This window comes from Burkholderia sp. PU8-34 (assembly GCF_053427725.1).
Genome location: NZ_JBSAXC010000003.1, coordinates 377036 through 396689 on the forward strand (window position 1 = coordinate 377036; position 19654 = coordinate 396689).

Here is a 19654-nt window from a genome sequence, read left to right on the forward strand (position 1 = left end):
CATGGGATACACAAGGCAGGATCTGGAGTGCATCCAGTCCGCGATCGCGAAGGGCGAGCTGGAGGTGCAGTATGCCGACCGGCGCGTGAAGTATCGCTCGATCGCCGAGCTGCGCGAAGCGCGTACCGAGATCATTCGAGACCTGAATGGGGTGGCCGGACGTTCGTCGATCGTCCGGATTCGTCATGCGGGCAAGGGGGTGCGATGAAGCGCGGTTATCCGTCACTCGCGCAGCGCGGATTCGTGGTGCCGACGCGGCTGAAGGCGGCGGCCTACGAGTCGGCGAGCACGGTCGGGGCACGCGCGAAGTCGTGGCGGGTATCGGGCGCGGGACCGAATGCGGCGGCGGTGCAAAGCTTGCCGCTGATGCGGTCCCGCGCTCGCGACGCGATCCGTAACGACCCGTGGGCGAAAACGGCGATCACCCGGCTCGTCTCGAACACGATCGGCAACGGCATCCAAGCGCATCCGCAGCATCCGAACGATGCGGTGCGCAAGATGCAAAAGCAACTTTGGGAGGACAGCGGGCAGGAGATCGACGCGGACGAGCTGTTCGACATCGCCGGGGTGCAGACGCTCGCCGCGCGCGCGTTTTTCAGCGACGGCGAGGTGTTGGTACGTCGCCGGTTGCGCAGTCTGCGCGACGGTTTATCTGTCCCAATGCAGATCCAGCTTCTCGAAGGCGACCTGCTGCCGATGGAGAAGAACGAGATCGTGACGGGCGGGGAGATCGTCAACGGCGTCGAGTTCGATGCAGACGGTCGACGGGCTGCGTATCACCTGTTGCAGCGTCACCCCGGCGAGTATGGCCGTGCGTCGATGAACAACATGCAGACGGTTCGCGTGCCGGCCGACGAGATCGCACACGTCTTCCTCGCGCTTCGGCCCGGACAGGTGCGCGGCGTTCCCGAGCTGTCGACGGTGCTGCTGCGGCTCAAGTCGCTGGACAACTTCGACGACGCGGTGCTGTTTCGGCAGGAGGTCAGCAACCTCTTTGCCGGCTTCATCACGAAGCCACCGACCGAACCGGGAATGATGGGTGATCCGGTCACGGGTGGCGCAATGCAATACGACGTTGACGGCTTCTCGCCGGTCGTGTCGCTCGAACCGGGGAGCATGCAGGAGCTGGCTCCGGGTGAAGACGTCAAATTTGCTGCGCCGCCGGGAGCAGGCACCGACTACGGGCCGTTCATGCGACAGCAACTTATGGCGGCTGCGGCATCGGTCGGCATGCCGTACGAAGTCATGACGGGGGATCTGCGTGATGTCAGCGATCGTGTGCTTCGCGTGATCTTGAACGAGTTCCGGCGATCGGTCGAACAGATCCAGTGGAACGTGTTCATTCACCAGTTCTGCCGGAAGGTCTGGCGCTGGTGGGTGGACGCGTGCGCGTTGTCGGGCGCGATGCCGATGCCGGACTACTACCGCAGCCGCCGCGACTATCTGCGCGTGCGATGGGTGCCGCAGGGCTGGCCGTATATCCATCCGGTGCAGGACGTCACCGCGAAGCGGATGGAGATCCGCTCCGGGCTGGCGAGCCGATCGGGTGCAGTGCTCGCGCGAGGTGACGATCCGGAGCAGGTCGACCAGGAGAACGCGGACGATCTCGCGCGGGAGCGTCGGCTCGGGATTCGATATGACACGCTCGATCCGGTCGACGGGGCCGGCGATCTTTCTAGTGGGGATGGCGAATGAAAGGGAAGAAACGGTGGTGGGACATCCGTGCGCAAGCGAATGCGGACGGCGGGGAGGTGGCCGAGATTCAAATCTACGGTGACATCGGATTTTGGGGTACCGACGCTGATCTGTTCGCTGCGAAGCTCGACGAGGTGGCGGCGACCGCGACATCGATCGTCGTCGCGATCAACTCGATGGGCGGAGACGTGTTCGACGCGTTCACGATCTACAACGCGCTGCGTCGGCATGCTGGCAAGGTGACGGGGCGCGTTGACGGCGTTGCCGCGTCGGCCGCGTCGCTGATTCTGATGGCATGCGACACGATCGAGATGCCGTCGAACGCCATGCTGATGATTCACAACCCGCACACGGTTGCGGCCGGCGAAGCGGGAGATTTGCGCAAGCTCGCCGATCTCCTCGATAGCACGTCCGACAACATGCTGGCGGCCTACGTCGAGCGCAGCGGTCGGACCGAGGAGGAGGTCCGCGCGATCATGGATGCCGAGACCTGGCTAACGGCAGCGCAAGCGAAAGAGCAAGGGTTTTGCGACGCGATTGCCGATCCGATTCGCATCGCGGCGTACGCGGGTGCAGCGCGGCTCGCAGCACGCTTCTCGGCGGTGCCTGCCGAGATCCGGGCAGTGCTGGAGGACGACGGCGAGGTGCCGCCGCCCGATCCGCAACCCAATCCGCCGGCCGATCCTGCGCCGCAGTCGACACAGACGCCGGACGTGACGGCGCTGGCGTCGCATGTGTATGCGACGTGTCGTGATGCGCGGATCGAGCACTGCGCCGAGGGCATCGTGCTGGCGACGGGCCTGCGCGACCGCGCGACGGTCGACGCTGCGATCCGCAGCGCACAGGACATCGCGGGCATCTGTCTGGCCGCGAGCCTGACCGAGCTGACTGCCGGCTTCGTCGCGGACGGTCTGACGCCGGATCAGGTTCGCGCGCGACTGTTCGAGCGCGTGACGGCGTCGCAGAAGCCGATCAACCATCGTGCTGCCCCGGTTGCGCCGCAAGACGCGTCCGTGGTCGCGAATGCGCCGCGTGCGGCATCGATCTACGCGGCTCGCAAGAGCGGCAAGTAACTTTGACGTAACCCGAGGAGGGGAAAACTCATGTCGAACGTGAAGCAACAAGGGGTGCTGCCGGCCGAATTTCTCGTGTCGGAGGGCAACGGACAGATCTCGCGCGAGCGCATCGTCGTCAAGGCGGGCGCTGCGCTGCCGGCAGGGCAGGTGCTCGGCGTGACGAGTACCGGCGAGTATGCGCCGTACGACAACGGGGCAAATGACGGTTCTGAAGTCGCGGCAGCAATTCTCTACGCCCCGCTGGCGGCGTCCGAATCGTCCCGTCCGGCGACGGGGATCGTCCGGCTCGCCGAGGTCGCTGGCGGGCTGCTGGCCGGGTTGGATGCCGCCGGTCGCGGTGATCTCGCCGAGCGGCACGTGATCGTTCGCTGATCGCATCAGGCGCCATTCAAGGCCACGCATTGCGCGTGGCCTTTTTTGTATCCATTTTCATGTCGGAGGTTGTATGGCGGATATCGCCCTGTTTCAAGACGATGCGTTTTCGCTGTCGTCCCTGAGTGCTGCGATCAACGAGCAGCCGTACGTTCCCGGTCGCATCGGCACGCTCGGGCTGTTCGAAGAGGACGGCATCACGACGACAACGATCCAGATCGAGCGCGACGGCGACACGCTGTCGCTCGTCGCGGCCGGCGAGCGCGGTTCGCCGGCTGCCGTCGTGGGTGGCAGCAAGCGCAGCATGATCCCGTTCAATACCGTGCACCTGCCGCAACGCGCGGCTATCAAGGCAGACGAGATCCAGAACCTGCGCGCGTTCGGTTCGGAGACCGAGCTGGAGGCGCTGCAAACGGTCGTGAATCGCCGGCTCGCGAAGATGCGCCGCCAGCTCGATGCAACGCACGAATTCCATCGCATCGGCGCGATCAAGGGTGCGGTGCTCGACGCGGACGGCAAGACGGTGCTGATCGATCTGCTGAAGTACTTCAACATCGAGCAGACCGTGATCCAGTTCGAGCTGGGCAAGGCTGACACGGAAATTCGCACGAAGTGCGTCGAGGTCCAGGACGCAATCGAGGACGCGCTCGGTGCGACGGCGTACACGGGAGTGCGTGTGCTCTGTGGCCGCAATTTCTGGAACAAGCTGATCTCTGCGAAGTCGGTGAAGGAAACGTATCTCGCTTCGGTAATGGCTGCGCAGTTGCGCGGCGATGCGCGCGAAGCGTTCGACTTCGGCGGCTGCACGTTCGAGCGCTATCGCGGTCGCGTCGGCGACATCGGCTATGTGGCTGACGACGAGGCGTATGCGGTGCCGGAAGGTGTGCCGGAGCTGTTTATCACGCGCTTCGCGCCGGCCGACTACGTCGAGGCAGTTAACACGACCGGGCTGCCGTACTACGCGAAGCAGGAGCTGATGGACTTCGGCAAGGGTGTCGAGATCGAGGCGCAGTCGAACCCGATCCACCTGTGCACGCGCCCGAAGGCGATCGTCAAGCTGAAGGTGTGACATGGCATTCCGGGATCTGATGGCCGACGTCGACACGGCCGTGAAGCGAGACCTGTCGGACGACGTGACGATCGACGGTAAGCCGCTGCAAGGCATGTTCAAAGCCCCTTGGCTCGGCCCGGATCTCGGGACGCAACGCACGCAGCTCGTTGCGCCGATCCTCGACATCACCGACGACGATGCAGCGGATGTATCCGTGGGCAGCATCGTTGTCGCGGGTGGCGAGCGATTCCGTGTCTTCGAGATTCATGCGACGGGCACGGGCTGGACAGTCCTGATTCTGAGGTGACGGATGGATCTGCTGAAGATCGAGATCGATGCGAAGGGGGCGCTCGAAGCGCTCGCGGGCCTGCCGCCTGCTGCGATGCAGGCGGCATGGCGTCGGACGCTGCGCAAGACGGGCGTGTGGATTCGGAGCCAGACCGCGAAGGAGGTCGGCAACGCGACGGGCATCCAGCAGAAGCTGCTGCGGCAGCGGATGTACTTCTTCATGCGGTCGGCCGATACCGGGAAGGTGTGGCTCGGGTTGAACCCGATCGAGGCGCACCGGCTCGGCTCGGTCCGACGCACGAAGAAGGGCATCCGGGCCGGCAAGTCGCTGTTCGAGGGCGCGTGGCGCAAGACGAAGGCGCAGCCGGACGGGCCGATCTACCGGCGGACCGGCAAGGCGCGTACACCGTTCGAGGTAGTGACGGTCGAGTGGTCGGAAACTGGTGATCCGGCGTTTCGACGGGCCGCGCAGGCGTGCGAGGCGCGGCTGATGACGGTGCTGCGTCAGGAAGTGAACTACGAAATCCAGAAGGCGGCGAACCGTGCTCGATAACCTGAAACAACTGCATGATGGAATCGAGGCCGGCCTGCGTGCGCGCTTGCCGGATCTCGAGCGTATCCAAGCGTATCCGAAGATCGGCAAATCGATCGAAACGCCGTTCGTCGCGATCGAGCTGGCAGAACTGGAGCCGGGACACGATGACGGAACGGGCCGTGTGCCGCTGATCGCGCGCATGCAGGCCCGCGTGATCGTCGATCCGCTTGTGGACGATGGCGACCTGCAGGTGCGCGAGCTGTCGGCCCGCGTGCTGCAAACGGTGCATGGGACAACGTGGGGGCTGCCCGTGACGCCCGGCAAACAGGTTGGGTCTGCCGGCGAAGATCCGTTTCGCCCGGAGCTGGACACGTATCTCGTCTGGCTCGTCGAATGGGTGCACGAATTCGACCTGGGCGACGTGTTCGAGCCGCCGACGAAGGGCCGTTCGGTGTTGTGGGGTCTCGATCCGGAGACCGGGCCGGGGCACGAAGACCGTTATTGGAATCCGGCGGATCAGGATGCGAGGTGACGTGTGAGCGACTTCGAGCTTGGCGAGATGGATCGCCGGATGGCGTGCCTGACGCAGTCGGCCATCGTCGAGGCGATCACGTACGACCCGCCGCGCGTGAGGGTCCGGATCGGCGATTGGGTGAGCGACTGGCTCAAATGGCAGGCCGGGGCTGCGGGCAAGGTCAGGCAGTGGCGGCCGCCGTCGATCGACGAGGAAGTGGCTCTATGGGCGCCGTCAGGCGATCTCGCGGGTGCATTCGTTGCGCCGGGCTACTACACCGAGCAGCACGGCGGTTCGGGCCGGTCCAGTCCGGACGAGACGTCGACGGATTACCCGGACGGCGCGTTCGAGCAGTACAACCATGCGAGTCATGAATACATGCTGTCGGTGCCGGCCGGTGGTCGGATCGTGTTCCGTATCGGCGAAACCGAGTTCGAGCTGAAGGCGGACGGTGCGCTATTGCGCAGCGCGAAGCTACTAGTCGACGTACCGGACTCGACGTTCACCGGCAACCAGACGACGGAGAAATTGCTGACGTTCAACGGCGGCATGCAGGGTAAGCCGGGCGAGGGTGGCGGTGTCGCGATGAAGATCGCGGGCGGTGCTGAATACACCGACGACGTCGTTGCGGGTGGTAAGTCGCTGATCGAGCACAGGCACCGTGAGCAAGGCGATGGCGAACTGGTCAGCCCGCCAGTGTGAACATATCAAAGTGACTTTGGACCCCGCCCCGTGCGGGGTTTTTCGTTTGTGGGGGTAGTTATGGCGAAAGACGCACAGCAAGGCACGGTGGCAACTCCCGTAACGTACATCGATACCGCGTTTCGCAGTCGCGTGGTGGTGTTTCCGGACGGCTCGCATATTGCGGTACTGGCTGGCAAGGCGACCGTGACGGAGCCGGCGCACATCAAATATCTGGATTCTCACGCTGACTTCGAGCGTGTCGATACGAGGGTGCAGTAATGGTCGCGTTGGTCGGGATGTGCCGACGTACGGGCCGGCTGATCGGCGGACTCGATCATCTAGTGCAGAGCATCGCGGACATTCTGAGCACGCGCAAGGGGACACGACGGGAGCGGCCCGAATACGGTTCGGATCTTCCCGTGATGGTCGACTTGCCCGTCACGCGCGGGTGGATCTCGGCCGCGCAGGCGGAAGCCGCTCGTGCGATCGGCCGATGGGAGCCGCGCATCGCGCTTGATCGCGTGAATGCGCTGTCTGTCGTGGACGGCAAAGTAACTTTTCGGATCGCCGGCCGCTACAGCGGAGACGATGTTGTATTCGAGGTGACGATATGACAGTGATCGATCTGTCGGCGCTTGATCCGCCGGATCTCGTCGAAACGCTCGACTTCGAGGAGGTGTATCAGCGCAAGCTGGAGCACTTCAAGCGCATCTATCCGGACTGGTCGGCAGCGCTTGAGTCCGATCCGGTCGTCAAGCTGCTGGAGCTGGCCGCATACGAGGACGTTCGGTTTCGAGCGCGCGTCAACGATGCGGGTCGCGCCGTGCTGCTGGCGTACTCAACGGGCGCGGACCTTGAACACCTCGCGGTGCTCTGGAATTTGAGGCGGGAGACCGTCGATCCCGGCGATCCGGAGGCGCATCCGCCTGTTCCAGCAACGGTCGAGCGCGATGATCGCTTGCGATTGCGCACGCAGATGGGGATCGAGCGGTCGTCGACGGCGGGGCCGTTCGGCTCGTATCGATCGCTTGCGATGGACGCGTCGGCGGACGTCGCCGACGTGCGCGTCGATCGTCTCGAGCCGGGCGTGGTGCGAGTGGTTGTGAAGTCGTATTCGAACGGTGGAATCGCGAGTGCTGCATTGCTCGACACGGTGCGGCGTGCGCTTTCGCCGGAAGATCGCCGACCGCTTAACGACACGCTGCTGGTCGTGGCCGCTCGGCCCGTCAATTACTCGATCGTCGCGGATGTCTATGTCGGTCGTGGTCCCGATCCCGGCGTTGTGCTTGCCGCTCGACGGACGGATCTCGATATCGCAGTCGCTGCGGGCGAGGGGCTGCGTGTCGGCATGCCGCGATCGGCGGTTACGGGCGCACTTCATCCGAAGGAGTCGGGCGTCGTCCGTGTCGATTTGAAGTCGCCTGCGGCAGATGTTGTGTGCGCGGTTGACCAGTTCGCGCGATGCACGTCGATCGTGCTGAATTCGAAGGTGAACGATGACGACTGAAGCATTGTTGCCAACGAACCAGACGAGCCTAGAGGCTGCGCTCGCGCATGTGATGCGACCGAGCGTTGACCCGGATGTGATTCGGACGCTGTGGGATGCGGATCGCTGCCCGGTCGCTTTCTTGCCGTGGCTCGCGTGGTCGCTCGCGGTCGACGGGTGGGAGCTAGCCGAGGCCGACGACGCACGACGCGAGCTGATCAAGTCGTCGCTGGCGATCTACCAGCGCAAGGGTACGCCGTGGGCGATCCGCGAGATTGTCCGGCGGCTCGGGTTCGGCGAGATCGACATTCAGGAGGGACGGCAGATCAAGCGCCGCGACGGTTCGGCAATGCGTGACGGTCGGTATCTGCACGGTGGTTCGACGGTGTGGGCCGAGTACGTCGTGAAGCTGCGGCGGCCGGTGACACGCGATCAGGGCGAGAACCTGAAGCGGGCAATCGAGCGCTATGCGCCGGCTCGCAGCCGGCTCGCATGGCTCGACTTTTCTGAGGTCGCGATCCGACACAACGGTGTCGCGACGCGCAATGGTCAATTTACGCGAGGGATGATCGGTACATGGCCAATCTGGAAGAAGAAAGTAAGTGGGAGGACGGTGTCTATCAGTTCGAGACGTCGGATCCGGTACAGGGCGGTCCTGATGGGGTCGACAACGTGCCGACAAAGCAACTTGCCAATCGGACGCGGCACCTCAAAGATCGGGCTGACGCCAACGACAGGAGGGCGGATGCCAACGACAAGCGGGTCAACGCGCTTGGCAGGCAAGTAGACGCGCTCGGCAACGACAACCTGCCGATTGCAGGCGGCACGATGAAGGGCGTGCTGATGGCGAAGACGGGCGCAATCACGCCGAATAACGCCAATAACGCCGGCTACGGCTTTGACAACGATCCGGATACGGGCATGTTCTCGCCGCGAGACGGGTACCTGCAGATCGGGGCACAAGGGATTTCTCACCTCGAGGTACGGGGCAGCAACTGTTTTGTCGGACCGGCGGGCGCGAATGGTTGGCTCGCGTTGATTTCGGGCGGTGCCGAGCGGATGCGTTTGACTTCGCAGGGGCGTGTGTTGTTGGGGACGATGGCTGACAATGGTCGGGACGGCCTGCAAGTTGCATACCGTGCGTCGTTTTCGAACGGCATCCAGATTACCGGAATGGACTCGGGTGACGGGGGCCAACTTCGGGCCGCCAGCGGCGTTTACGGGGTGCTGCTGCGCCATGATGACTCGTCTGTCTACTGGCTGCAGACGAAGAAGGGCGATCCGCTGGGCACCTGGAACACGTACCGGCCGTTTTCATGGTCGTTGGATACCGGTTATGTCGTCATCGACGGAACCGGCGCTGGGACGAAGATCGGAGGTCAGTTGTCCGTGGGGCCGGGGGCTGGCGAAGGTCAAATCCGGGTCGGTGCAGCGGACGGCTACTTTTACGGAAATGCCAATTCGGTAGGCTGGTGGGGGGGTAACGCCGGGTCGTTCCAGTTCTACGCGGCCGACGGCTCTTTTCGCGTCAACGGCAAGCCTGTATGGCACTCAGGAAACCTGACGCCGCTTGATCTGAACAATGGTGGGACTCTCAAAGGGGCGCTCTGGCTGGCTGCGGGTGCGCGGATTTTCCTGTCTGAAGGCACGCCGCAGAATCCGTCACTGGCGTTCGACAAGGACGGCGCACCGGATACCGGCTTCTACCACATCGCAGACGGCGACTTCGGCGTGACGTGCAACGGTCAGGTCAATGTGAGGTTCACGGCCAACAAAGGCACGATCTTTGATCGCGGGGTGCAGGTGCCGACGCCTGCAGCGGGTGATCGTTCGAACAACGCGGCGTCGACGGCGTTCGTCGTTGATGCGATTGCGTCCGCGTCGATCGGGCAGATCATTTTCGAAGCACGCACTGCGCCGCGCGCAGGATGCCTGACGTTGAACGGAGCGGTGCTGAATCGCGCCGACTATCCGGCGTTGTGGGCGTACGCCCAAGGTAGTGGCGCTCTGGTCGAGGAGAAAGATTGGGCGAACTGGAACTTCGGTTCATTTTCGAACGGCGACGGGGCGACTACGTTCCGGATTCCCGAGTTTCGTGGCGAAGGCATCCGGTGTGCCGACGTCGGTCGAGGGGCTGATCCCGGCCGTCGAGTCGGGACGTGGCAGGACAGCCAGAATCGCTCGCACGCGCACGGTGCGTCGGCCAGCGCAGTTGGCGACCACGGGCACCACGCGTGGACTGATGCGCAGGGTTGGCACGGTCACGGTGTCAACGATCCGGGCCACGCGCACGCGACGCGCATCGGCCGCGTCGGTGTGGTTGCCACGAGCTATGGCCAAGGTAGTGGCCCCTACAACTGGGATAGGGGCGATACCTTCGGGTCGACCGCGTCCGGCACAGGGATCTCGATCGCCGGAGACGGCGCGCATGGGCACAACGTCGGCATCGGCGGGGCCGGTGCACATTCGCACACGATCAGCATCGCGGTCGATGGGGGCGCAGAGGCGCGCATGCGCAACATCGCCGTGCTCGCCATGATCCGTGCCTTCTAATTAAAGGGGTAGAGCATGCTTTGCAATCAATACGACAGTCTGACGGGGCAGTACATCGTGAGCTTTCTCGCCGATGTCGACCCGATGAATTCCACGCGCTTTCTGGTTCCGGCCTTCTGCACGCTCGAACCGATTCCTGAACGTGAGCCGCGCACCTGGCCGTTCTGGCGCGACGACCGGTGGGAGATGCTGCCCGACTATCGGGGAGTGCGTCTCTATCGGACCGACTCCGGTGCCGCCGCGGAGATTACTGTGGCCGGAGTGAAGCCTGAAGAAGCCGGGCTGACCGAAATGCCGCGCCCGTCTGAGGAGCATGTTTGGCGTGACGAGACGTGGACAGTCGACGAGCAGACCGTCGCCGAACAGGTGCGTGAGGCGGCGATGAACGACTTCTTCGCCCGCTTGGAAAAGGCCCGACAGCAGAACCTCGGCAAGTCGGATGCGCGCGTAACGCGAAGGCTGTCGGATCTCGAAGAGGCAACATTCGACGCATGGACCGACTATCAGGTTGCGCTGACTCATGTCGTCGAATCGCCGACGTTTCCCAATAACATCGTCTGGCCGTCCGAACCTGATCCGAAAGCAATTCTCGCTGCAGTCGAGGCGGAGCGTGCGGAGAAAGCGGCACGCGAGGCCGAGGAAGCGGCGCAGCGTGAAGCGGAAGCGCAGCAGGCCGACGCGGACCGCGTTGCGGCTGAGGTCGCGATGCAGGACCGTGCGGTCGAGCCGGAGCAGGTACCGGTGGGGAACGCGCCTGTCAAAAAGTAGCTTTGCCGGCGCAGTCCGCGTCGTTTCATTTCCGGCCGCTCTGATGAGCGGCTTTTTTATTTCCGGAGATCCGCATGGGAGCGACTTCCTTTTTTCACGGCATCACGACGACCATTGTCGATAGCGGCCCGCGCACGATTGCGGTGCCGTCGTCGTCGGTCATTGGCATGGCCGACACTTACACGCCCGGCCCTGATCTTGCGCAGCCGAATGTGCCGGTGCAACTGACGAGCTACGGCGAAGCGGTTCGAGCGTTCGGCGCGAAGAGCGCAATTGCACGGGCAGCACGCGCGATCTATGCACAGAGTAGCGCTGTCATCGTCGCCGTCGGTGTGCCTGCAGCGGCCGACGCGGCGCAGCTCACGTCGGCGATCATCGGCGGCGTTTCGGCCGGCGGTGCGCGCACCGGCATGCAGGCGTTGCTCGACGCGAAGTCGCGCTTCAACACGCAACCGCGTTTGCTGATCGCACCTGGGCACTCGTCCAAGCAGCCGGTCGCAACGGCAGCCGACTCGCTCGCCGGCAAGCTGCGCGCAATCGCAGTGATCGATGGTCCGAACGCAGACGACGAGGCGGCGATCGCATACGCGAAGAATTTCGGGAGCAAGCGCCTGTACATGGTCGACCCCGGCGCGAAGGCGTGGAGTAATACGACGAACAGTGAGATCTCGCTGCCTGCGTCGACGTACGCGGCGGGGCTGTTCTGCCAGACCGACGCGAAGATCGGCTTCTGGGCGTCGCCGTCGAACAAGGAGATCGTCGAGATCACGGGCACGGGCCGACCGATCGAATATCTCGACGGTGACGAGACGTGCCGAGCGAACCTGCTGAACAACGCAAACATCACGACGATCATTCGTGACGGCGGGTATCGCCTGTGGGGGAACCGCACGCTGTCGGCCGATCCGAAATGGAAGTTCGTCACGCGCGTGCGGACGCTCGATATCGTGATGGACGCCGTTCAAGCCGGCCACAAGTGGGCGGTGGACCGTGGCATCACGGCGACGTACGTCAGCGACGTGACCGAGGGCCTGCAGGCGTTCATGCGCGACCTGAAGCGTCAGGGCGCAGTGATCAACTTCGAGGTCTATCCGGACCCGCTGCTGAACACGGCGAGCCAGCTCGAAGACGGCAAGGTGTACTGGAACATTCGCTTCACGGATGTCCCGCCGGCCGAGAACCCGATTTTCCGCTTCGAGGTCACGAATCAGTGGCTGACCGAAGTGCTCGATAACCAGATCTAAGGGAGGGGTGATGATTCCGGAAACTCTGCACAACTGCAATGCGTTCGTCGACGGGCGGGGATACGCCGGCCGCGCAACGAGCATGACGCCGCCGAAGCTGAAGATCAAGACGGACGACTTCCGCGCGGGCGGCATGGACGGGACGGCCAAGGTCGATCAGGGCATGGAAGCGCTCGAAGCGTCGTTCTCGATGGCGACGATGGAATACGAGGTGCTGCGCTTCTTCGGGCTAGTGGATCAGGGGGCATTCAACGGCGTATTCCGCGCGGTCTTCATGGATCGTAGCGGCAAGACGAAGAATGTCGCCGTGTATTTGCGCGGCATGCTGTACGAAGTCGATCCGGGCGAATGGAAGCCCGGTGAAAAGGTCGACGCGAAGTTCAGCGTTGCGTGCGACTACTACAAGATGGAGGTCGCCGGAGCGATCGTGCATGAGATCGACATCTTCGCGTGCAAGCGCGTGATCAACGGCGTCGATCAACTCGCGGAGGTCCGTAAGGGACTCGGAATGTAACCGTCATTCGACGGGCACGCAGCAAAGCTACTTTATTCAATCAATGGCGAGCCGACGGCTTGCCATTTTTCATTTCAGGAGCCGCAATGGAAAAGGTCGCGATCAAGCTCGACTATCCGATCACCCTTAACGGTGTCGAGTGCGACACCTTCACGATGCGCCGGCCGAAGGTGCGCGATATGCGCGGTGCGCAGAAGCTCGCGCCCAACGATACCGAGGAACAGGAGCTGATCCTCTTCGCGTCGCTCGCTGATGTTGCGCCGAGCGATCTCGATGCGATGGACATGGCCGACTATGAGCGCGTGCAGGACGCCTACTACTCCTTTCGATCCGTACGCAAAACTGGACCGAAAGACGCTCAAGGCGCTGGCGAATCGGCTGGTGCGTGAGTACGGCATGTCGCCGACGTCGATCGACGAGATGACGGTCGACGACATGCTCTGGTGGTTGACGGACTAAGGAGGCCGAGATGGCGAAAGACTTAGCACTTGGCATCGTGATCGGCGGGGCCGTGTCGGCAACCTTCGGGAAGGCGATCACCGACACATCGTCGAAGATCGACGCGATGAAGAAGCGAGCGAACGACTCTCGGCTCTGGCAGCGCCAGATCGGCGAGACGATGCGCTTGCAGGACGAGTTCCGCCGGCTGCACTTGGCGGGCGACAGCGCGGCGGACGGTATCCGCCGCAAGCTGGACGGTAACCTGAAGTCGCTACGGGATGCGGGCATCGAGGTCGACCGGCTCGATCGCGCCTATGCGCGGCTCGGCCGGGCGGCTCGGGGGCTGGATCTGAAGGCGGCCGGTCACGAGCGGCTGGCAGCCGGGCAAGAGGCCGGACGTGGCGTGATCGGTGATGCGATGAAGCTGACAGCGGCGGTCGCGGTACCGGCGACGATCGCCGCGAACTATCAGGCGATTATTCGCGACATCGCGATCAAGGCCGGCGTCGCGCGCACGCAGGAAGAGGCCGCGATGGGCGTGCGAATCCGTCGTGACGCAGCGGCAAACGGTATCGGCCGCAACGAGCTGGCCGACGCCGTCAATCAGATGGTCGCGGGCGGTATGGATCTCGATCGGGCGCTCAACTTCGCTCCGCTGGTCGCGAAGTTCTCGATCGGCCAAGGCGCGACGACGGTCGAGACCGCGAAGATGATCCAAGCGTTGCAGCAAAACGCGGAGATCGTCGACCCGCGCCAGATGGCGAAGGCGCTCGAAGCGATCGCGTATCTCGGCAAGGAAGGGTCGTTTGAATCCGTCGACATGGCGCGATGGTTCCCGGTGCTGCTCGCCGAGATGAAGAAGATCGGCATCACAGGGCAGGATTCCGTGACGCAGCTCGGGGCCATGCTCCAGGTGCAGATGAAGACGGCGGGCAGTTCGGACGAAGCGGCGAACAACCTTAAAAACTGGTTCTCGAAGATCGGCTCAGGCGAGACCGAGCGCAATTACGCGAAGGCCGGCGTCGACTATCAGGCAAAGATGCGCGAGGCGATCGGCAAGGGCTGGTCGACGCTGGAAGCGTCGTTCGTGCTCGCGCGAGCGTACATCGAGCGTGTCGATCCGGCCAAGGCGAAGCAGCTCGCGACGGCGGCGAAGCAGTTCAATTCCGAGATGGACCCGGCTAAGCGTCAGGCACAGATGGCCGCGTTCGCCGAGACGATGAAGACCGGCGACCTCTTCAATGACATGCAGGTCAAGGCAGCGCTGACGGCGTACATGCAGAACGCGGAGCTGTATACGAACCTGAAGCGCAATGCGCAGCAGGCGAGCGGCGAGATCCAAAAGGATCTGGAGGCCCGTCGCGAGACGTCCAAGCAGATCTGGAGCGAGGTCGGGCAGCGATGGGACGACGCGATGCGCAGCATCGGCGACGCGCTGCGTCCGATTACGGATCGCGTCGGCGAAGGGGCAAAACGGCTAGGGAGCGGCATCCAGTCCGCTGCGGATGGCGCACCGAAGGCGACGGCTGCGGTTGTCGGCGTCGCGGGCGCAGTTCTCGCTATGCGCGGTGCAAAGGCACTTTGGAGCATCGGGCGCGGGGTGTTCGACATTGCGCGGGGCACGGTCCTCGCGCGCGGTGGTCGGGCTGCCGGAGGCTCGGGCGGGGCAGGTGGTCGAGTCGGGCGCGCGTTGGACGTGCTTGGCGGGGCTGCGGGTGCCGCTGGTGGCGTGCAGCGCGTGTTCGTCGTGAACATGCCCGGCGGGGGCGTCGATGGTGGCGGTCCTGGTGATCTGATGGGGGGCGGGCGTGCCGGTCGAGCTGCGCGTCGTGCGGCGGCTCGGGGCGGAAGGCTTGGGCGGATCTTCAACGCGGGGCGTGCGTTGTTCGGTCGGGTCGCTCCGTACGCCGGGAAACTGGCGGTGGCGGGCACGGTGCTGAAGGTCGGCCTTGCGGCGCGCGAAGCGTACGCGGTCGCGTCGAGCACGGATACCAACACGCAGAAGGCGAACCGGTTCGCAGGTATCGCGGGCAGCCTTGCCGGTGGCGTGATGGGCGCGAAGGTTGGCGCGATGGTCGGCGCACTCGGCGGACCGATTGGCTCGGCGGTGCTCGGCGTGATCGGCGGCGCTGTCGGGACGTTTGCCGGAGACAAGCTGTTCAGCGCGATCTCGCGCAAGGTGCTGGATCGCGAGCCCGAGGAGTCGCCAGCGAAAGTCGCCGCGCTCGCGAAAGCGAAGGCGCTCGTGCCAGACGGGGCGGGTGTCGGCGCTCGACCGGGGCCGCGCATCGAGCAGACGAACACATTTGCGCCTGTCTTCCACGTGAAGATCGAAGCGAGCGATGCCGACGCGGCCAATAAATTCCTCGCGCAGGTCAGTCCGCTGTTGACGCGCATGATGGACGAGCATCAACGCAAGGCGAACAGTCGGACGGCAATGTTCGACTCGCCGCATATGTAAGGGAGGCGATATGGATGTGATTCGGAAGATCACGGGAGCTGCGACGCAGGCAGGGATCGCGACCGAGCGCGTGCGTCAGATGGTCCGCATATTCGAGCGGAATCGTGCGGCGAGCATGTCGACGGTCGACGTGCTGCAGCGTCTCGCGACCGGCAATCTGAACAGTGCGGCTGAACTGCTGACAGGCGCGACGAGCGCGCTGTCCGTGGCGTCCGACCTGTTTCCGCAGGTCGGCGCGGTCGTGCGCAGCTTCAACGCGACGCAGGCGTCTATCGGCTCGATTTTGAAGGCCGTCGACGGATCGAATTTCCCCCTTGTGCGGGCTGCCGCCGACAGCGTGAAATCGGCGCTTGGCGGGGCGTGGAATCAGTTCAACGCGGCGGTCGGTCTGAAGGACTCGGCGGTGATGGACGTCATCACGTCGACAGGTGTCGGTTCGATGTTGTCTGGACTGTTCGACGAAGCGTCGTCGAGCACGCCGCACCTCATGTCGATGACGACGGATGCGGGCGACGCGTTCCACTTCAATCTGTCGACGGCTGCTCACGACAAGCTGCGACGGGCGACGCGGTATCGCGTGGCATCGCAGGAGCGCCTGAACCGTCAGGATGCGTTGCAGGCGGTAAGCGTTGGGGGCGAGACCATCACGTTGTCGGGCGTCGTGTTCCCGACGCTCGGGGCCGGTACGAAGCAAATCAACCGACTGCGGGCAATCGGCGGGCGTATGAAGCCCGTTCAGCTCACGACGGGCGACGGCGAAGTGCTGGGCCGCTGGCTGTTGCAGTCGATCGAGGAGGAGCAGGACGCGCTGCTCGTCGACGGCTTGCCGCGCAAGCAAACATTTTCGGTGGAGTTCGGTCGCTATGGCGAAGACTTTAAGAACGTCTGATGGCGACGTGCTCGACACGCTTTGCTTTCGGTATTACGGAACGCTGCAGGGAACGGTCGAGGCCGTGTACGACGCGAATCCGGGGCTTGCGGCTCGGCCGCAGCCGTTCCCGGCCGGCGTCGAGATCCTGCTGCCGGATCTCGACGCGCCGCGTGTTGAATCGGTCCAGCTCTGGACATAGCGGGGTGCGATGGAAGCGATTTTTCAGGTCGTCGCGAACGGCGCAGACGTGACGAAGGTCATTCAGGATCGCGTGCTGGAGATCCGCGCGGTCGACAAACCCGGTCTAGACGCGGACGAGTGCACGATCACGCTCGACGATCGCGACGGCCGCATCGAGTTTCCGCCGAAGGGCGCGACGTTGATGGTGTCGATCGGATGGGAGGGGCAGGGGCTGTCGATGCTCGGCGAGTATGCCGTCGACGAGGTCGGCGTGCGTGGCCCCCCGGCCAGCGTCGTGATCCGGGGGAAGCCGGCGAACATGCGCGCGACGTCGAAGACGCAGCGATACGGGAGCTGGTCGAACGCGAAGCTGGCCGACATCGTCGGGGACGTCGCGCGTCGCAACAAATGGGCGGTCGCGTGTGACGTCGACGTCGTCGTGCCGCGTATCGACCAGTTCGGCGAGAGCGATCTGCATTTCATCACGCGCGTTGCGCGGCAGTACGGTGCGACGGCGACGGTCAAGGCCGGAAAGCTGATCGTGCTGCCGCGAGGCGGCGGCAAGAGCGCGAGCGGTAAGCCGCTGCCGGCAGTGACGCTCGCGCCCGGCGATCTGCTCGACTACGACATCAACTTTCCGGACCGCGCGAGCTTTGCGGCCGTTCGCACAAAGGTACACGACCGCAAGTCAGGTAAGAAGATCGATCTCACGATCCCAAATCCAGATGCTCCGCCAGGTGCATCCGCGGTGCATACCGAGCGCCACGCGTTCGCCAGTCCGGAGGCCGCGACAGCGGGGGCGACGTCGCGATTGGCGACGCTCAATCGTCACACGTCGACGAGCCGGCTGACGATGCGCGGCCGGGCAGATCTGTCGGCGGAAAAGACGATCGCGCTGAAGGGGTTCAAGACCGGCGTTGACGGCGAGTTCCTGATCGAGTCGGTTGAGCACACGTACGCGTCGCGCGGGTGGATCACGGTCGTGACATTGAATGGAGGGAACAAGGGTAAGGCGAAGGTCGGTCATGGCAAGAAACCGACGAAGAAGATCGATCTGGTAGTGCCGGCGCCTTCGTAGTCATTCACGTACGCGTCGATATCGGCAGCCGCCTCGAGGTAACTCGGGCGGCTTTTTTCATTTTTGACGGGGAATTTGATGGGTGACGAAAAGCAGGAGGGGCTTGCCGTCCAGATTGCGACGTTGACGCAACAAATGCGGTCCATCGCGACGAGTGTCGAGGACATCAAGCGATCGGTGCAGCCGTTCGCAGATCTCGACCGGCGGCTCGCGGAGATGGCGGTGCGTGCTGAGACGATGCGCGACGACGTCAATCTGCTCTGGGGGCGCTCGCGTGCGGACGAGCGTGCGCGCGGCGAGTTGGCTGCCAAGGTCGCGGACGTCGACCGGAAGGTCGACGCGATGAAGAACAAAGCGACGGGCGCGATGTGGGTGCTCGGCGTGTGCTTGGGCGTGGTGCAGACGTTTCTGGTTGGCGCGATCGTCTGGGTCTTCACGCACATCAACGAAGGAGATGCGCTCAACCGGCTGCAGCAGCAGCGCATCGATTTGCTCGAACAGGCCTTGGGCCGAGGAGGGAGGCAATGAACGTTACTTCGAAGATCGACGCATTGATCGGGCGCGAAGGCGGGTTCTCGAACGATCCGAACGATCGCGGAAATTGGTATCTCGGGAAACTCGAGGGAACCATGTGGGGCGTGACGGCCGCCGAGGCGCGCGCCTTCGGGTATACGGGGCGGATGATGGATATGCCTCGCGTGATGGCCGCCGCGATCTATGAGTCGCGGTACTGGCGGCGGCCGAGGTTCGATCAGGTCGATACGATCTCGTCGACGCTCGCCGAGAAGCTGTTCGACATCGGCGTGAACGCCGGCCCGGCGACGGGCGTCAAGTTCCTGCAGCGGGCGTTGAACGTGCTGAACCAGAACGGCAAGGCGTTCCCGGACATCTCGGTCGACGGCGGCATCGGGCCGATGACGATCGCGGCGCTGAAGGCGTTTCTGCAGCAGCGAGGTGCTGACGGGCATCGCGTCCTGTACGGAATGATTGCCTCGCAGCAGTCCGTGTTCTACATCGAGCTGGCCGAGCGCCGCCCGGAAAACGAGACGTTCGAATACGGGTGGCAGCTAAATCGTGCGCTGGGGGTGTAACGATGCTCGACATTCTCAAGACTGTTGCGCCGTGGCTCGTCACGGCGCTGACTGGTGGCGTACCTGGTATTGCGGCGATGGCTGCGTCGACGATCGCGGACAAGCTCGGTTTCGCCGACGGATCGGTGGATGCCGTGAAGGCGACGCTCGCCGGCCAGTCGGTGACGCCAGAGCAGTTACTCGCGTTGAAACAGGCCGATGCGGACTTCGAGTTGAAGATGCGGCAGGCCGGATTCGCGCACGCGGAAAGCATGGCGGGTATCCAAGTGCAGGCGGACAAGGTAGCGGCGGACGACCGCGCGAGCGCGCGTCAATACGCGGCGGCCGAGCACGACCATACCGCGCGGAACCTCGCCTACATGTACACGATGGCGCTGTTCGTGGTGATCGGGCTGGAGTTCTATCTGGCAATCGGGGAGATCAAGATGCCCGACGTCGTGAAGAGCACGCTCGACACGCTGCTCGGCGTCCTGATCACGATGGTGATCGGCTCGAAGGAGTATTTCTTCGGATCGTCGTCGCGGGCGGACAAGCAGGCGGACCGCATCACGCAGTTCGCTGTGTCGCCGGATATCACGGTGACGGGCGGGCCAATCGACCCGAAGGCGGTTTCGCTGGGATCCGTCAACAGAGTGCCGTGATGGTGGCGTAGCGCTGAGAGAACAGGGCGACCGGACGGTGCTGGAGAGAGCCCGACGTCCGGCCACTCGTTCACCGCTCTCACAATGAGCGAGCAACGCCCTGACTACCCT

The 19654-nt window shown here is 64.0% G+C and carries 24 protein-coding genes and 1 pseudogene; all 25 read left to right on the forward strand.

Going from position 1 to position 19654, the window contains the following annotated elements; translation table 11 throughout:
• Position 1: 1 nt before the first annotated feature.
• The 25 genes and pseudogenes from ACV22Z_RS10035 (at position 2) to ACV22Z_RS10155 (ending at position 19543) form a co-directional block, all read left to right on the forward strand.
• Positions 2–208 (forward strand): phage head-tail joining protein, encoded by a 207-nt coding sequence (locus ACV22Z_RS10035; protein ID WP_448076141.1) that lies wholly within the window; start codon positions 2–4, stop codon positions 206–208.
• A complete protein-coding gene (locus tag ACV22Z_RS10040) occupies positions 205–1695 on the forward strand; it encodes a phage portal protein (protein WP_448076142.1) in 1491 nt (496 codons plus the stop codon). The genes ACV22Z_RS10035 and ACV22Z_RS10040 overlap by 4 nt, the downstream gene beginning before the upstream one ends.
• The gene (locus ACV22Z_RS10045; protein ID WP_448076143.1) at positions 1692–2768 is read left to right on the forward strand and encodes a head maturation protease, ClpP-related; all 1077 of its coding nucleotides are present in this window, start codon (positions 1692–1694) and stop codon (positions 2766–2768) included. The genes ACV22Z_RS10040 and ACV22Z_RS10045 overlap by 4 nt, the downstream gene beginning before the upstream one ends.
• Before the next feature lie 30 nt (positions 2769–2798).
• Positions 2799–3143, forward strand: a complete 345-nt coding sequence (locus ACV22Z_RS10050) for a head decoration protein (RefSeq protein WP_448076144.1) — start codon at positions 2799–2801, stop codon at positions 3141–3143.
• A 73-nt stretch (positions 3144–3216) separates the two neighbouring features.
• Positions 3217–4212, forward strand: a complete 996-nt coding sequence (locus ACV22Z_RS10055; RefSeq protein ID WP_448076145.1) for a major capsid protein — start codon at positions 3217–3219, stop codon at positions 4210–4212.
• A 1-nt stretch (position 4213) separates the two neighbouring features.
• Entirely contained in the window at positions 4214–4501 is a 288-nt protein-coding gene (locus ACV22Z_RS10060; protein WP_448076146.1) for a head-tail joining protein, read from the forward strand.
• Between the two features lie 3 nt (positions 4502–4504).
• Positions 4505–5035 (forward strand): phage tail protein, encoded by a 531-nt coding sequence (locus ACV22Z_RS10065; RefSeq protein WP_448076147.1) that lies wholly within the window; start codon positions 4505–4507, stop codon positions 5033–5035.
• Positions 5025–5549 (forward strand): hypothetical protein, encoded by a 525-nt coding sequence (locus tag ACV22Z_RS10070; protein ID WP_448076148.1) that lies wholly within the window; start codon positions 5025–5027, stop codon positions 5547–5549. Before ACV22Z_RS10065 ends, ACV22Z_RS10070 begins: the two co-directional genes overlap by 11 nt.
• A gap of 3 nt (positions 5550–5552) precedes the next feature.
• The gene (locus ACV22Z_RS10075; RefSeq protein WP_448076149.1) at positions 5553–6233 is read left to right on the forward strand and encodes a phage baseplate assembly protein V; all 681 of its coding nucleotides are present in this window, start codon (positions 5553–5555) and stop codon (positions 6231–6233) included.
• A 60-nt stretch (positions 6234–6293) separates the two neighbouring features.
• Complete coding sequence (locus ACV22Z_RS10080; RefSeq protein WP_448076150.1) at positions 6294–6494, forward strand: hypothetical protein; 201 nt, start codon at positions 6294–6296, stop codon at positions 6492–6494.
• A complete protein-coding gene (locus ACV22Z_RS10085; RefSeq protein ID WP_448076151.1) occupies positions 6494–6829 on the forward strand; it encodes a GPW/gp25 family protein in 336 nt (111 codons plus the stop codon). Before ACV22Z_RS10080 ends, ACV22Z_RS10085 begins: the two co-directional genes overlap by 1 nt.
• Positions 6826–7722, forward strand: a complete 897-nt coding sequence (locus ACV22Z_RS10090; protein WP_448076152.1) for a baseplate assembly protein — start codon at positions 6826–6828, stop codon at positions 7720–7722. Before ACV22Z_RS10085 ends, ACV22Z_RS10090 begins: the two co-directional genes overlap by 4 nt.
• Positions 7712–8281, forward strand: a pseudogene (locus ACV22Z_RS10095) (phage tail protein I); the annotation flags it as partial. The gene ACV22Z_RS10090 and the pseudogene ACV22Z_RS10095, both read left to right, overlap by 11 nt.
• The gene (locus ACV22Z_RS10100; RefSeq protein ID WP_448076153.1) at positions 8278–10254 is read left to right on the forward strand and encodes a phage tail protein; all 1977 of its coding nucleotides are present in this window, start codon (positions 8278–8280) and stop codon (positions 10252–10254) included. The pseudogene ACV22Z_RS10095 and the gene ACV22Z_RS10100, both read left to right, overlap by 4 nt.
• Before the next feature lie 15 nt (positions 10255–10269).
• Positions 10270–11022 carry a phage tail assembly chaperone gene (locus ACV22Z_RS10105; protein WP_448076154.1) on the forward strand — a complete coding sequence of 251 codons (753 nt, stop codon included), beginning with the start codon at positions 10270–10272 and terminating at the stop codon, positions 11020–11022.
• Between the two features lie 74 nt (positions 11023–11096).
• The gene (locus ACV22Z_RS10110; protein WP_448076155.1) at positions 11097–12266 is read left to right on the forward strand and encodes a phage tail sheath subtilisin-like domain-containing protein; all 1170 of its coding nucleotides are present in this window, start codon (positions 11097–11099) and stop codon (positions 12264–12266) included.
• Positions 12267–12276: 10 nt separating this feature from the next.
• Complete coding sequence (locus ACV22Z_RS10115) at positions 12277–12780, forward strand: phage major tail tube protein (RefSeq protein ID WP_448076156.1); 504 nt, start codon at positions 12277–12279, stop codon at positions 12778–12780.
• Between the two features lie 86 nt (positions 12781–12866).
• Complete coding sequence (locus tag ACV22Z_RS10120; RefSeq protein ID WP_448076157.1) at positions 12867–13169, forward strand: phage tail assembly protein; 303 nt, start codon at positions 12867–12869, stop codon at positions 13167–13169.
• 80 nt (positions 13170–13249) lie between these two features.
• Entirely contained in the window at positions 13250–15682 is a 2433-nt protein-coding gene (locus ACV22Z_RS10125) for a phage tail tape measure protein (protein WP_448076158.1), read from the forward strand.
• 10 nt (positions 15683–15692) lie between these two features.
• Positions 15693–16571 carry a phage tail protein gene (locus ACV22Z_RS10130; RefSeq protein ID WP_448076159.1) on the forward strand — a complete coding sequence of 293 codons (879 nt, stop codon included), beginning with the start codon at positions 15693–15695 and terminating at the stop codon, positions 16569–16571.
• On the forward strand, positions 16546–16752 hold the full coding sequence (locus tag ACV22Z_RS10135; protein ID WP_069227262.1) for a tail protein X: 207 nt from the start codon (positions 16546–16548) through the stop codon (positions 16750–16752). The genes ACV22Z_RS10130 and ACV22Z_RS10135 overlap by 26 nt, the downstream gene beginning before the upstream one ends.
• A gap of 9 nt (positions 16753–16761) precedes the next feature.
• Positions 16762–17811, forward strand: coding sequence for a phage late control D family protein (locus ACV22Z_RS10140; protein ID WP_448076160.1), 1050 nt, complete (start codon positions 16762–16764; stop codon positions 17809–17811).
• A 78-nt stretch (positions 17812–17889) separates the two neighbouring features.
• Positions 17890–18339: a hypothetical protein gene (locus ACV22Z_RS10145; RefSeq protein WP_448076161.1), complete on the forward strand. Its 450-nt coding sequence runs from the start codon at positions 17890–17892 to the stop codon at positions 18337–18339.
• On the forward strand, positions 18336–18902 hold the full coding sequence (locus tag ACV22Z_RS10150; protein WP_448076162.1) for a glycoside hydrolase family 108 protein: 567 nt from the start codon (positions 18336–18338) through the stop codon (positions 18900–18902). Before ACV22Z_RS10145 ends, ACV22Z_RS10150 begins: the two co-directional genes overlap by 4 nt.
• Positions 18903–18904: 2 nt before the next feature.
• Positions 18905–19543, forward strand: a complete 639-nt coding sequence (locus tag ACV22Z_RS10155; RefSeq protein WP_448076163.1) for a hypothetical protein — start codon at positions 18905–18907, stop codon at positions 19541–19543.
• The last annotated feature ends 111 nt before the right edge of the window (positions 19544–19654 follow it).

Excerpts from the sequence above, each read along its gene's own strand:
- ACV22Z_RS10035 (WP_448076141.1), top strand. The coding sequence starts at position 2 with ATGGGATACACAAGGCAGGATCTGGAGTGCATCCAGTCCGCGATCGCG.
- ACV22Z_RS10040 (WP_448076142.1), top strand. The coding sequence starts at position 205 with ATGAAGCGCGGTTATCCGTCACTCGCGCAGCGCGGATTCGTGGTGCCG.
- ACV22Z_RS10045 (WP_448076143.1), top strand. The coding sequence starts at position 1,692 with ATGAAAGGGAAGAAACGGTGGTGGGACATCCGTGCGCAAGCGAATGCG.
- ACV22Z_RS10050 (WP_448076144.1), top strand. The coding sequence starts at position 2,799 with ATGTCGAACGTGAAGCAACAAGGGGTGCTGCCGGCCGAATTTCTCGTG.
- ACV22Z_RS10055 (WP_448076145.1), top strand. The coding sequence starts at position 3,217 with ATGGCGGATATCGCCCTGTTTCAAGACGATGCGTTTTCGCTGTCGTCC.
- ACV22Z_RS10060 (WP_448076146.1), top strand. The coding sequence starts at position 4,214 with ATGGCATTCCGGGATCTGATGGCCGACGTCGACACGGCCGTGAAGCGA.
- ACV22Z_RS10065 (WP_448076147.1), top strand. The coding sequence starts at position 4,505 with ATGGATCTGCTGAAGATCGAGATCGATGCGAAGGGGGCGCTCGAAGCG.
- ACV22Z_RS10080 (WP_448076150.1), top strand. The coding sequence starts at position 6,294 with ATGGCGAAAGACGCACAGCAAGGCACGGTGGCAACTCCCGTAACGTAC.
- ACV22Z_RS10085 (WP_448076151.1), top strand. The coding sequence starts at position 6,494 with ATGGTCGCGTTGGTCGGGATGTGCCGACGTACGGGCCGGCTGATCGGC.
- ACV22Z_RS10090 (WP_448076152.1), top strand. The coding sequence starts at position 6,826 with ATGACAGTGATCGATCTGTCGGCGCTTGATCCGCCGGATCTCGTCGAA.
- ACV22Z_RS10100 (WP_448076153.1), top strand. The coding sequence starts at position 8,278 with ATGGCCAATCTGGAAGAAGAAAGTAAGTGGGAGGACGGTGTCTATCAG.
- ACV22Z_RS10105 (WP_448076154.1), top strand. The coding sequence starts at position 10,270 with ATGCTTTGCAATCAATACGACAGTCTGACGGGGCAGTACATCGTGAGC.
- ACV22Z_RS10110 (WP_448076155.1), top strand. The coding sequence starts at position 11,097 with ATGGGAGCGACTTCCTTTTTTCACGGCATCACGACGACCATTGTCGAT.
- ACV22Z_RS10115 (WP_448076156.1), top strand. The coding sequence starts at position 12,277 with ATGATTCCGGAAACTCTGCACAACTGCAATGCGTTCGTCGACGGGCGG.
- ACV22Z_RS10120 (WP_448076157.1), top strand. The coding sequence starts at position 12,867 with ATGGAAAAGGTCGCGATCAAGCTCGACTATCCGATCACCCTTAACGGT.
- ACV22Z_RS10125 (WP_448076158.1), top strand. The coding sequence starts at position 13,250 with ATGGCGAAAGACTTAGCACTTGGCATCGTGATCGGCGGGGCCGTGTCG.
- ACV22Z_RS10130 (WP_448076159.1), top strand. The coding sequence starts at position 15,693 with ATGGATGTGATTCGGAAGATCACGGGAGCTGCGACGCAGGCAGGGATC.
- ACV22Z_RS10135 (WP_069227262.1), top strand. The coding sequence starts at position 16,546 with ATGGCGAAGACTTTAAGAACGTCTGATGGCGACGTGCTCGACACGCTT.
- ACV22Z_RS10140 (WP_448076160.1), top strand. The coding sequence starts at position 16,762 with ATGGAAGCGATTTTTCAGGTCGTCGCGAACGGCGCAGACGTGACGAAG.
- ACV22Z_RS10145 (WP_448076161.1), top strand. The coding sequence starts at position 17,890 with ATGGGTGACGAAAAGCAGGAGGGGCTTGCCGTCCAGATTGCGACGTTG.
- ACV22Z_RS10150 (WP_448076162.1), top strand. The coding sequence starts at position 18,336 with ATGAACGTTACTTCGAAGATCGACGCATTGATCGGGCGCGAAGGCGGG.
- ACV22Z_RS10155 (WP_448076163.1), top strand. The coding sequence starts at position 18,905 with ATGCTCGACATTCTCAAGACTGTTGCGCCGTGGCTCGTCACGGCGCTG.